The organism is Kitasatospora sp. NPDC042419 (assembly GCF_056437345.1).
Map to the genome: position 1 here is coordinate 59,555 of NZ_JBWKAW010000021.1, position 11,293 is coordinate 70,847.

The 11,293-nt window shown below is 75.5% G+C and carries 12 protein-coding genes; 8 read left to right on the plus strand and 4 right to left on the minus strand.

Annotated features, from left to right (window positions below):
* Positions 1 to 117: 117 nt before the first annotated feature.
* Both AC067J_RS30760 and AC067J_RS30765 read right to left on the minus strand, forming a co-directional pair.
* Complete coding sequence (locus tag AC067J_RS30760) at positions 118 to 756, minus strand: NAD(P)-dependent oxidoreductase (RefSeq protein WP_478304714.1); 639 nt, start codon at positions 754 to 756, stop codon at positions 118 to 120.
* Between the two features lie 100 nt (positions 757 to 856).
* Complete coding sequence (locus AC067J_RS30765) at positions 857 to 1,840, minus strand: EamA family transporter (protein WP_478304716.1); 984 nt, start codon at positions 1,838 to 1,840, stop codon at positions 857 to 859.
* A gap of 99 nt (positions 1,841 to 1,939) precedes the next feature.
* On the opposite strand from AC067J_RS30765, the gene AC067J_RS30770 reads away from it, so the two are divergent.
* On the plus strand, positions 1,940 to 2,473 hold the full coding sequence (locus AC067J_RS30770) for a MarR family winged helix-turn-helix transcriptional regulator (RefSeq protein ID WP_478304718.1): 534 nt from the start codon (positions 1,940 to 1,942) through the stop codon (positions 2,471 to 2,473).
* Positions 2,474 to 2,592: 119 nt separating this feature from the next.
* Here AC067J_RS30770 and AC067J_RS30775 read toward each other — a convergent pair whose 3' ends face one another.
* Complete coding sequence (locus AC067J_RS30775) at positions 2,593 to 3,477, minus strand: methyltransferase domain-containing protein (RefSeq protein ID WP_478304720.1); 885 nt, start codon at positions 3,475 to 3,477, stop codon at positions 2,593 to 2,595.
* Between the two features lie 28 nt (positions 3,478 to 3,505).
* On the opposite strand from AC067J_RS30775, the gene AC067J_RS30780 reads away from it, so the two are divergent.
* Positions 3,506 to 5,182: an aminotransferase-like domain-containing protein gene (locus AC067J_RS30780; RefSeq protein ID WP_478304722.1), complete on the plus strand. Its 1,677-nt coding sequence runs from the start codon at positions 3,506 to 3,508 to the stop codon at positions 5,180 to 5,182.
* A 517-nt stretch (positions 5,183 to 5,699) separates the two neighbouring features.
* On the plus strand, positions 5,700 to 6,719 hold the full coding sequence (locus AC067J_RS30785; RefSeq protein WP_478304724.1) for a glycoside hydrolase family 3 N-terminal domain-containing protein: 1,020 nt from the start codon (positions 5,700 to 5,702) through the stop codon (positions 6,717 to 6,719).
* A 190-nt stretch (positions 6,720 to 6,909) separates the two neighbouring features.
* On the opposite strand, the gene AC067J_RS30790 is transcribed toward AC067J_RS30785, so the two are convergent.
* Positions 6,910 to 7,665 (minus strand): polysaccharide deacetylase family protein, encoded by a 756-nt coding sequence (locus AC067J_RS30790; protein WP_478304726.1) that lies wholly within the window; start codon positions 7,663 to 7,665, stop codon positions 6,910 to 6,912.
* A gap of 75 nt (positions 7,666 to 7,740) precedes the next feature.
* Between AC067J_RS30790 and AC067J_RS30795 the strand changes: the two genes are divergently transcribed.
* The 5 genes from AC067J_RS30795 (at position 7,741) to AC067J_RS30815 (ending at position 11,203) form a co-directional block, all read left to right on the plus strand.
* The gene (locus AC067J_RS30795) at positions 7,741 to 8,583 is read left to right on the plus strand and encodes a nucleotidyltransferase domain-containing protein (protein WP_478304727.1); all 843 of its coding nucleotides are present in this window, start codon (positions 7,741 to 7,743) and stop codon (positions 8,581 to 8,583) included.
* Between the two features lie 306 nt (positions 8,584 to 8,889).
* Positions 8,890 to 9,354 (plus strand): hypothetical protein, encoded by a 465-nt coding sequence (locus AC067J_RS30800; protein ID WP_478304729.1) that lies wholly within the window; start codon positions 8,890 to 8,892, stop codon positions 9,352 to 9,354.
* 111 nt (positions 9,355 to 9,465) lie between these two features.
* On the plus strand, positions 9,466 to 10,494 hold the full coding sequence (locus AC067J_RS30805) for a hypothetical protein (protein WP_478304730.1): 1,029 nt from the start codon (positions 9,466 to 9,468) through the stop codon (positions 10,492 to 10,494).
* 155 nt (positions 10,495 to 10,649) lie between these two features.
* Positions 10,650 to 11,006 (plus strand): ArsR/SmtB family transcription factor, encoded by a 357-nt coding sequence (locus AC067J_RS30810; RefSeq protein ID WP_478304732.1) that lies wholly within the window; start codon positions 10,650 to 10,652, stop codon positions 11,004 to 11,006.
* A gap of 53 nt (positions 11,007 to 11,059) precedes the next feature.
* Entirely contained in the window at positions 11,060 to 11,203 is a 144-nt protein-coding gene (locus AC067J_RS30815; RefSeq protein WP_478304733.1) for a DUF6126 family protein, read from the plus strand.
* Positions 11,204 to 11,293 lie beyond the last annotated feature (90 nt).

Consider the following 11,293-nt stretch of genomic DNA (forward strand, 5'->3'; position numbering starts at 1 on the left):
CCCGCCTGGCGGCCTGCCCGTTCGACGGCCCCGGCCGACGGCCGACCGCCGACCGCCCCGGCTCGCGCCGAGGGGTGGGCTCGGGCGGGCCGGGGCGAACCGGGGGCCGGGGCGGCGTCAGTAGGCCACGGTGAACCGGCTGCGGGGGTGGGCGGGGCGCTCGGCCTCGTCGAGGAGGGCGACGGCGAGGTCCTCCATCGAGATGGCGGAGGTGCCGGAGGCGTCGACCACGAGCTCGTCCCGGCCCAGGCGGTAGCGGCCGGTGCGTTCGCCGGGTTCGAGGAGGGCGGCGGGGCTGAGGTAGGTCCAGTCGACCTCGGCGTCGGCGAGGTACAGGTCGAGCTGCTCGCGGCAGGCGTCGGCGATGGGCCGCCAGGCGGCGGGGAAGTCCGGGTCGTCGACGACGGTCCTGCCGTCGCCGCCGGGCAGGGTGAGGCTGCCGGCGCCGCCGACGACCAGCAGTCGCACGCCCGTTCCGGTCAGGCCGGCGAGCAGGCCCTTGGTGGCGAGGGCCAGTTCGTGCTCGTGGCCGGGGGCCGGGCGGGTGGCGGTGATCAGCACGTCCTGGCCGGCGGCGAGACGGCGGACGTCCTCGGGGTCGCGGGCGTCGCCGGCGGTGACGGCGGCCGTGGACGGGAGCCGGTGCGGGCGGGCGGGGTCCCGCAGGACGGCGGTGACCTGGTGGCCACGGGCGAGTGCCTCGGTCACGACCCGGCTGCCGACGTTGCCGTTGGCGCCGAACACGGTGATGCGCATGGGTGGTTCTCCTCGGAAGGTCGGGGCAGGGCTGGGGGGCGAGCGGTCGGACCGGTTGGACCGGTCAGGCAGTCAGGCGGTCAGGCGGGGGCGCCGGCGCTCAGGCGTTCTGACGGTGGGCCCGGGCGGCGGTGCGGTCCGCGCCTGCCGGTGCGGCGGGGTCGTTCCCGGCCGGAGCCGACGGGGCCGACGGAGCCGACGGGGCCTCCGCCACGACCTTCGACCCGGTGCGCGGCCGCTGGGTCTGCGCGGCGACCAGTGAGCCGAGCACGATCAGTGCGCCGAGGGCCTGGACGGGCGAGAGGTCCTGGCCGAGGACGAGCCAGCCGAGCGCGGTGGCGACCACCGGGCTGAGCAGGCCGAGGAAGGTGACCGAGGTGGGCGGCAGGGCGCGGATGCCCCGGAACCAGAGTGCGTACGCGACGGCCGCGCCGATCAGGCTCAGGTAGCCGTAGCCGAGCAGGTTGGCGCCGGTGAGGTGGGACGGCGGCGCGCCCTCGACGAACAGGGCGACCGGGAGCAGCAGCAGTCCACCCGCGGTGAGCTGCCAGCCGGTGGTGGCGAGCAGCGGGGCCGGCGAGGTCCAGCGCTTGGAGAGGACGACGCCGGTGGCCATGACCACTGCGCCGCCGAGCGCGGCGGCGATGCCGAGGGCGTCCAGTTCGGCGTTGGCCCGCAGGACCAGCAGGCTGACGCCCGCCACGCCGGCGATGCCGGAGAGCAGGGTGCGCAGCGAGAGGCGGTCGCCGAGCAGTACGGCCGAGAGGCCGGCGGCGATCAGCGGCTGGACGGCGCCTACGGTGGCGGCGACCCCGCCGGGCAGCCGGTAGGCGGCGACGAAGAGCAGTGCGAAGAAGGCGCCGATGTTGAGTGCGCCCAGGACCAGTGAGCGCCACCACCAACTGCCCTTCGGGAGCCGTCGGGTGAGGGCCATGAGCAGCAGTCCGGCGGGCAGGGCGCGGAGTACCCCGGCGAGGAGGGGGCGGTCGGGCGGGAGGAGTTCGGTCGTGACGAGGTAGGTGGAGCCCCAGATGGCAGGGGCGAGGGCGGTGATCAGCACGATGGCGAGTCGATTCCTTAGCACTAAGCAAACATATCTCAGCGCTAAGACATCTGGGGAGGGTTGGAGTCGTCGGATGGCTGTGAGCTATCTCACCACTAAGGCATCGCTTAGGCTGGGACCGTGGCAGAGCACGCAGAACACGCAGAACACGCACAGCAGTCCGATCACGTGGACCGGGTGGTGGGGCAGTGGGGCGCGGAGCGGCCCGACCTCGACGTCTCGCCGATGGCGGTGATCGGTCGCCTCAACCGGCTCTCCCGTCTGGTCGACGCCGAGCTGAAGCGCACCTTCGCCCTGCACGGCCTGGACTTCGCCTCCTTCGACGTCCTCGCCACCCTCCGGCGCAGCGGCCCGCCCTACCGGCTCACGCCGACCGGTCTGATGCAGTGCGCGATGGTCACCTCGGGCGCCATCAGCCAGCGGCTCGACCGCCTGGAGGCCCGGGGGCTCGTCACCCGGACCCCCAGCGGGTCGGACGGGCGCAGCCGCGAGGTGGCGCTCACGGAGGAGGGCTCCGCCCTGATCGACCGTGCCCTCCCCGACCACCTCGCCACCGAGCGCCGCATCCTCGCCGGACTGGACGAGACGCAGACCGTCGCGCTGATCGACGCCCTGCGCACCCTGCTCGCGACCCTCGGCGACCACCCGGAGTGAGGCGCCGTCCGGTCGGTGCCTGACGCCCGATGCGAGATGCCTGATGCCAACCGCCTGGCGCCAGGCGGTCGGCGCTCGGCGCCTGAGGGCTGCCGGGGGCTGCAGGAGGCGTGGCGGCGTCAGGGGTTGACCGCCACCGCCTTGAAGAAGGTGTAGTGGAACGTCCCGCCGGGCTCGGCCGTCCGGCGGAGTTCGGCGACGCCCCGGTCGAACGCGTCGGCCGTGGTGAGGCCCGCCGCGACCGCCTCGTCGCGCACCGACTCGACCATCGCGACGAAGGTGCGCCGGGTGAACCCCTCGACCAGCTCCGGGCGGCCGCCGTCGGCGTAGACGGTGCGGGGGCCGACCGTGACCTCCCGGAACCCGGCCCCGGTCAGCAGGGGGTACAGCCGCCGGCCGAGCAGGCCGTCCCCGCCCGCGTCCGCCTGGAGCCGGACCAGGTGGCCGACGACCGCCTCGGCCGCGGCACTCCTGGGGTGGAAGAACGCGGAGCCGTGGTCGCCCTCGATCACCGTGATCGTGCCGCCGGGGCGCAGGACGCGACGCAGCGCCGTCAGCGCGGCCGCCGGGTCCGCGAGGTGCTCCAGGACGAAGCAGACGAAGAGGTGGTCGAAGGATCCGTCGGCGAACGGCAGCCGGTGCAGGTCGCCGTGGTGCCACGTGACGTGCGCGTCCGGCGCGGCCTCCGCCACGCGGGCGCGCGCCTGGGCGAGCGAGTCCGCCGACAGGTCGGTGGCCGTCAGCCGCGCGTCCGGGCTGGAGGCCAGCAGGTGCACCGTCTGCGCCCCGACGCCGCACCCGGCCTCCAGCACGCGGCTGCCCGGCGGATAGGCGGTGCCGGCGTGGAGCAGGGCGGCGAGGGAGTCGGCCTGGTCGCCGAGGCGCCGTGCCTCGGTGGGTGAGTAGCCGTGGACGTAGGCCTGGTCGGCGGTGGCGCGGGTGTCGCCGGCGGTCGGGGTCGGAGGCGTCGTAACGGTGGTCGGCGTGCTGCGAGTCGTCGTCATGTCCTCACCCTCGCTGCACAATGGACCCGTGAACAGGTCCAATGATCAGCTGTTCGACAGGTCCAAAACGGGGGGCGCCGACTTCCTCCAGCTCGACTCGCGGGAGGCCCCGGCCGGCGGAATCGCCGACTGGCTGGCCGCCCGGCTGCGCGGGGCCATCGCGGACGGCCGGCTGCCCGTCGGCAGCCGGCTGCCCGCCACCCGCGTGCTAGCGGTCGACCTGCGGGTCTCGCGGGGCGTCGTCACCGACGCCTACCGCCGCCTCGCGGAGGAGGGCCGGACCGCGGGGCGGGGGAGGGGCGGCACGGTCGTGGTCGATCCGCTCGCCCCGGCGGCGCGCACGGGGGAGGCGGTGCCGCACGCGGCGCCGGCCGCCCACCCGGCCGCGGCGCCGCCCGTCCGGCCCGCCGGGACGCCGCCCGTCCGGCCCGCCGGGACGCCGCCGGTGGCGCCCGGCGGGAAGTCGCCGGGGGTGCCTGACGGGACGCCGATCGGGAAGGCGCCCGGGAGGCCGCCCGGGACGACGTCGGGGGCGACGTCGGTGAGCCGCCCCGGGCACACCCGCCTGTTCGACGACGCGCCCGTCCCCGCCAGCTTCGACGCCCTGCGCGCCGCACCCGCCCGGATCGACCTCTCACCCGGTGTCCCCGACCTCGCGGCCTTCCCCCGCACCGCCTGGCTCCGCGCCGAGCGAGCCACCCTCACCGGCCTCGCCGCCCACGAGTTCGGCTACGGCGACCCGCGCGGCACCCCCGCGCTCCGCCACGCCGTCGCCCACTGGCTGGCCCGCAACCGGGGCATCCAGGCCGACCCCGACGACGTCCTCGTCGTGGCCGGCGCCGCCCAGGCGCTCGCGCTGGCGGGTGAGGTGCTCCGGGCGGACGGCCTCGACGTCGTCGCCGTCGAGGACCCGGGTTCGCTCGGCACCCGCCAGCACCTCGGCCACCGGATCACCGCCACCCCGCCCGTCCCGGTCGACGCCGAGGGCATCCGGGTCGACGCGCTGCGCGCCACCGGCGCGCCCGCCGTCCTGCTCACGCCCGCCCACCAGTTCCCGACCGGGGTGGTGCTCGGCGGGGCCCGGCGGCGGGAACTGCTCCAGTGGGCGGCGGAGGGCGGGCTCGTCATCGAGGACGACTACGACGCCGAGCACCGCTACGACCGCCCGCCCGTGCCGGCGCTCCGCGGCGTCCTCCCCGAGCAGGTCCTCTACCTGGGCAGCGTGTCCAAGCTCCTCGCCCCCGCACTGCGGACCGGCTGGATGCTCGCCCCCGCCCGGTACCGGGACCGCCTGATCGACGCCAAGCGCCTCGCGGACCTCGGAAACGCCGCACTCCCGCAACTCGTCCTCGCCCGGATGATGGAATCGGGCGCGCTGGAGCGACACCTCCGGCTGCTGCGCCCGCGCCACCGGCGGCGGCGCGACGCGATGATCGCCGCCATCGGCGCCGGGCTCCCGGGCGCGGTCGTGCACGGCACCGCCGCGGGCCTGCACCTGATGCTCACCTTCCCCGGCGGACTCGCCTGCACCGACACCGAGTTGGCGACGGCGGCGCTCGCCCACGGGGTCAAGGTGCAGCCGCTCTCCTGGCACGCCCGGCTGCCGCACCCGCCGGGGCTGGTCCTCGGCTACGCGGCCTGCGCACCCGGGGAGATCGAGGAGGGGATCGCCGTCCTCGGACGGCTGCTCCGGGAGGCGGAGTGACCGCTTCCGGGGGGAGGCTGCTGGTGTCGCGCCGGGTCCGCCGCGGTGCGGGCCGGGCCACGTGCCTCCGGCGCGGGGCGGACGGCCGACCCGGTCCGGTTCGGTCCGGTCCGGGCCGGTCCGCACCGGTCCGGTCCACGCCGGCCGTGTCCGGTACCGGGCGGACCCGCCGGGTACCCGGCGCTCCCGTCGGCCGCACCGGCCGGTTCGGCTGCACCGGACGCACCGCCCGACGCACCGCCCGACGCACCGGACACCCGGACGTCCGCGGTCACGCGGACCCCGCCCTTCGCACCCCACCGCCGAACCCCTGACCTAGGGAGGCCGGATGTCGACGCCCCGCAGTACGGTCCGCGTCACGGTCCTGGCTCTGCTGCTGACCGCACTGTCCCCGACGGTGCCCGCCGTCCGGCCCGGACCGGTCGGCAGCGCGCAGCCGCCGACCCCAGCCGCAGACCGGGCGGCACTCTCAGCGACGACCGCTGGGGAGCCGGCCCCCACGGAGAGGACCACGCCAGTGCCCATCACCGACTCCCGCCAACTCGCCGGCCGCCGGATCGTCTACTCCTACCCCGGACCTACCCCGCCGCCCGCCCTGCTCCGGACCATCCGCGAGGGCCGGGCCGCCGGGGTCATCCTGTTCAAGGAGAACGCCGTCTCACCGGCCCAACTCCAGCTCGCAGTAGAGCAGATGAGCCAGGCGGCGGCCGAGTCCCCGACCGGGGCACCGCTCCTGCTGATGACCGACCAGGAGGGCGGCAAGATCCGCCGGCTCCCCGGAGCGCCCGAACTCTCCGCCCGCCGCACCGGATTGGCCGCCGACCCGCCCGGCGAGGCCGCCCGCTCGGGTGCCGGCGCCGCGCAGACGCTGGCCGCCGCAGGTCTGAACGTGAACCTCGCGCCCGTCCTCGACGTCTACGACGCCCCCGACAACTTCATCGACCACCACGAGCGCTCCTACAGCCAGAAGCCCGAAGTGGTGGCCGAGCTGGGAGCGGCGTACCTCGCCGCGCAGCAGGCCCTCGGGGTGGCCGCCACCGCCAAGCACTTCCCCGGCCTGGGCGCCGCCGCCCAGGCCGAGAACACCGACGAACGCCCCGTGACCGTCTCCGTCCCGCTCGCCGAACTCCGGGAGCGCGGGCTGGCGCCGTACCGGGCGGCGATAGCCGCCGGGGTCCGCCTGGTGATGACCTCCTGGGCCGTCTACCCCGCGCTCGACCCCGTTCGTCCGGCCGGCCTCTCGCCCGTCGTCGTGCAGGAGGAACTGCGCGCCGGCCTCGGCTTCGAGGGCGTCACCGTCACCGACGCGCTCGAAGCCGGGGCCCTCGCCGCCTTCGGCGACACCGCGGCCCGGGCCCTCGCGTCCGCCGACGCCGGGATGGACCTCCTCCTCTGCTCCGCCCGCGACGTCCAGCAGGGCGACGCCGCCGCCCAGGCACTCGCCACCGCACTCGACGGCGGCCGGCTCGACCGCGCCGCCTTCACCGAGGCCGTCGACCGGGTCGACGCCCTCCGCACCTCGCTCGCCGGTCCGTGAGGTCCGCGCCTGAGCCGCGCCTCCGAGCCGCGCCTCCGAGCCGCGCTTCTGAGCCGTGGCTCTGAGGCGTGCCGAGCGGCGGCCCCGCACCGGGTCCCCACCGGCCCCGCACCGGTCCCGTCCGGTCGGGGCGGCCGGACTACGGCCGAACCCACGGCCGAACCCACGCCGGACCACGGCCGGACCGGCTTCACTCCTCCTCCAGCAGCTCGCGCAGGTCCAGGATGCGGTACCCGCGGCTGCGGACCTCGTCGATGATCAGGGGGAGGGCTTCGGCGTCCAGGCAGCGGCGGTCGGCGGCGGGCGCGTCCTCCGAACTGCCGACGTGGAGCTGGAGCAGAGCACCCGGCGTGAGAGCCGCCATGGCGCGCTCGACCACCCGGCTGATCGTCATGCCGCCCGACTCGCCGAGATAGCCGTTGGTGTCGGCGGTGAACTCCAGGTCGGCGAAGCCGAGGTCGTTGACCAGGGCAACCGCCTCGGGAGTGGTCTCGCTGTAGGGGAAGCGGAAGAAGGGCAGCGGCTCGACCCCGGCGGCGGCGCGGATCGCGGCGTCGGCGCGCAGCACCTCGGAGCGGGCCTGGCCGGGCCGGAGCCCGGTGAAGTACGGGTGGCTGTAGGAGTGGTTGCCGAGGCCGTGGCCCGCCTCGGCGATGGCGCGTACGGCCTCGGGATGCTCCTCGGCGTACCGGCCGGTGGGGAAGAAGGCCGCGGGGGCCGACCGGTCGCGGAGCGTGCCGAGGACGTCGGCGAGCCCGGTCTCGTCCCAGGCGGCGTTGAAGGTCAGCGCGACGACCCGTTCCTCGACCGGGAGCCGGCGGATCTCGTCGCCGAGGAGCGACGGCGGGACCGGGGCGGCCGCCATCGTCGCCAGGGTGGCGAAGGTGGCGAGGGTGGCGAGAAGGGTGGCGCGAAAGGTGGTGAGGGTGGCGCGAAGACGGTGCACGACCGATCAACACGCGCCGACCCAAAGCGGAAACGAACGGACACGGAGGGTCAACCGGATGGCAGGCTTGCGGCCGTGACTGTGCACCCACTCGTACACGAGATCGCCGACGCCTACCTGTCCCTGGTCGACGCGGCCGCGCCCGGGCTGGTCGAGGGCCTCTACCTGACCGGCTCGATCGCCCTGGGCGACTTCCACCCCGAGCGGAGCGACATCGACTTCGTGGCGGTGTCCGCCGATCCGGTGAGGGTGGATCAGCTCGCCGGGCTGGAGCGGGCGCACGCCCAGCTCGCGGCCCGGTACCCGCGGCCGCACTTCGACGGGCCCTATCTGACCTGGGACGAGCTGGCGGGCGCGCCCTCGCAGGCCGCGCCGGGACCGCACGCCTTCGAGGGGAAGGTCCGTCACCGGGTGCGGTCCGGCCGGAACCCGGTGCTCTGGCAGACGCTCGCGCACCACGGCGTCACGCTCTGCGGGCCGCGGGCCCAGGAGCTGATGGTCGACACCGACCCGGTGGAGCTGGCCGGCTGGTCGGTCGGCAACCTGGACGAGTACTGGCGTCCGTGGTGGCGGCGGTCGTCCCGGCTGGCCTCGCGGGCGGGGCTGGCCTGCCTAGGCGGGCAGGCTCCGGCCTGGGGCGTGCTGGGGGTGAGCCGGCTCCACTACACGCTGGCGACGGGGCGGATCACCTCCAAGCGGGGTGCGGGCGACCACGCCCGGGCGGCCTTCGACGGCCGGTGGCACCGGATCGTCGACGAGTCGCTGCGGATCCGTGACGGCCGCCGGCGCCGCTCGCTCTACCCGAACCCGTTCGTCCGGCGGGCGCACGCCCTCGCGTTCATGGACATGGCGATCGAGAGCGCGCGGGGGCTGGGCGCCGGGCGGCTGCCGCTGCGCGAGTGGCCGCCCCTGCCGTGAACCGCCGTCCGGCGTGAGCGGCTGCGCCGGACGGCGGCGGCCGGCCCTGCCGGGGTCCCTCGCGAGCCGGTGCCGGAGCCCGCGCCGGTGCTGGTGTCGATGCTGGTGGTGGGGCTGATGGTGGGGCTGTGATCACGCCATCGAAGGCCGGTTTCCGGTCTGAAAGGTGATCTTCAGGCCTGAAGGGCTGCGGGGCATTCGAATCCTGTGCCAGGGTTGCGGCATGCCACATGTGAAATGTCACATGCGGATCTTGGATGCTCTGCAGTGCAGAGACGAACTGAGGAATTGAGGAGGAGCGGAAACATGCGGATGAACCGACTCACCCGAATAGCCGCCGGTGCTGCCGGTGCGGCGGCCCTGCTGGCGGTTCCGACCCAGGCGAGCGCGGCGCAGACCACCACCCCGCCGGGGCCGGTCACCACCTGTGGCTACGGCGGCCTGCAGGCCGGCGTGTGGACCACGGTGTGCGCCGATGTGACGGGCAGCAGCGTGACGCTGTACGGGCGGATCTCGCTGGCCGGGCCGCCGAGCCCGGGCAGCCCGCCGCTGGAGACCCGTGAGCTGATCACCGGCCTCTCCGGCCAGGTCGTGGGCGGCGCGTCGCTCGGCTCGGTCAGCGGCTACACCCGCTTCACCGCCAGCACCGTGCAGGTCAACGGTGTCAGCGGCACCGCGCCGTGCGGGTCCATCGTGCACGGCAGCTTCAGCGTGGCCGGTTACCCGTGGGGTCCGTCCCCGGTGACCGTCGACGTCGTGGTGCCTTGTTGATGAGGCCGTAGCGGCAGGTGCGGGCCCGGGGTCGGTGACCTCGGGCCCGTCCCGTTCGGGCGGACGGGTGCCGGGTACGGTGGGTCGGCTGACGACACACCGGGGGGCACGATGACCTTTCACCCGCGCACGCGACGACCCGCCGCCGTGGCGGCGGCCGTGCTCGCGGCGATCCTGCTGGCGGCCGGCTGCGGCAGCCGCCCCGCCACGGACGGGGGCGGCGGCGACGCCGGCGGCGCGCAGGCCTCCGAGTGGACGGTCAACGGCCCGTCCGACATCACCGCCGTCCGACTGGCCGACGACGGCCGCGCGCTCTCGGTCGACTTCCCGGTGGCGGCCGGCGCGCCGAACTGCTCGCGCGCGGTCAAGGGCGAGGTGGACACCGTCGAGAGCGGCACGGTCTCCGTCCGGATCACCTACGAGAGCCGCTCGATGAACCGCGACTCGGGCTGCACCGGCTCCGAGCCCGCCACCACCACCGTGCCCCTGCCCGGCCCGCTCGGCGAGCAGCGGGTGAGCATCAACTCCACGTACACGTTCACCGCCAAGGGAGCCACCGCGCCGGCGCTGCGGCGTTGCGGACAGCTCGGCTGCGACCCCGCGCCGACCGGCTGCACTCCGGAGTCCTACCACCAGGCGCTGAGCGCCGCCGACTCGCCGAAGCACGCGATGTGGGGCGAGGTCGGCTGCGACGGGAAGTGGCTCGCGCTGGACATCTCCTACCCGACCGGGCCGGTCTGCGGCGACCCAGGGCCGGGCTGCGACAGCCACGGCAGCGGGACGCGCTGGTTCTTCCGGGCCGGGCCTTCCGGCTGGTCCGTGATCGCCACCTCCTCCGAGGCCGGCTGCGCCGCCGTGCAGCGCACCGAACCGCAGTTCCCGACGGCGGTCTGCGCCGGGAAGCCGCCGACGGCGAAGCCGTCCGCGTCCGCGCCGCCCGCGACGAAGGGGGCCGCAACGAAGGGGGCCGCCGCGTCCGCCGCTGCCACCGCCTCCGCCTCGGGGTCGTCCGCGGCGTCGACGCGCGCGCCGTCGTCCGCCCCGCCGCTCGCGCCGTCGATGACGCCGTCCCCCTCCTCGGTGGGACCGGGTCAGGGCGGGGCGACGCTGAGGGCGACGGCGACCACCGCGGCCCGCTGAGTCACGGCCGGAAGCCATGACGACTTGAAGAATTCTTCATCCACGAGGATGATGCTTCCGGCCGCCCCGGCCCGCTCCCGCCCCGCCCGGCTCCAGGCCGGGCCCGGGGTCGTCGGCGAAACGAACCACCCACCGACCCGCAGGAAGGGCGGACGATGCCGGTCCCGCTGTACCAGGCCAAGGCGGAGTTCTTCCGAACCCTCGGGCACCCCGTCCGGATCCGCGTCCTCGAACTGCTCCAGGACGGGCCGCGACCGGTGCGCGAGCTGCTGGCCGCGATCGAGGTCGAGCCGTCCAACCTCTCCCAGCAGCTCGCCGTGCTGCGCCGGACCCAGCTGGTCACGGCCACCCGCGAGGGCAACACGGTCGTCTACGCGCTGAGCACCCCGGACGTCGCCGAGCTGCTGCGCGCCGCCCGGCGCATCCTCACCGAGCTGATCACCGACCAGGGGGCGCTGCTCACCGAGCTGCGGGCGCCCGAGTCCCGCGAGGAACCGGTGGGGAACGGATGAGCGGCGGGTCCGCGCGGTCCGACCGGCCCACCCGACCGAAGGAGAACCCCGCCATGGGCGAGAGCACCGGCGACGCCACCGTCGAGGAGAAGACCCGGCGCAAGGCCATGCTGATCCGCGCGGGCATCTACATCTTCGCCACGCACCTCTTCGCGGGCTTCGTGCTGCTGCTGTTCGCCCTCGGCGGCCGGAAGTGACCCGGGGCCGGCCGTCGGCGGCCGGCCCCGACTCCGGTTCCGACTCCGGGGCCGGCTCCGGCTCCGCGGGCGGGTCCTGACCCCGCGGAG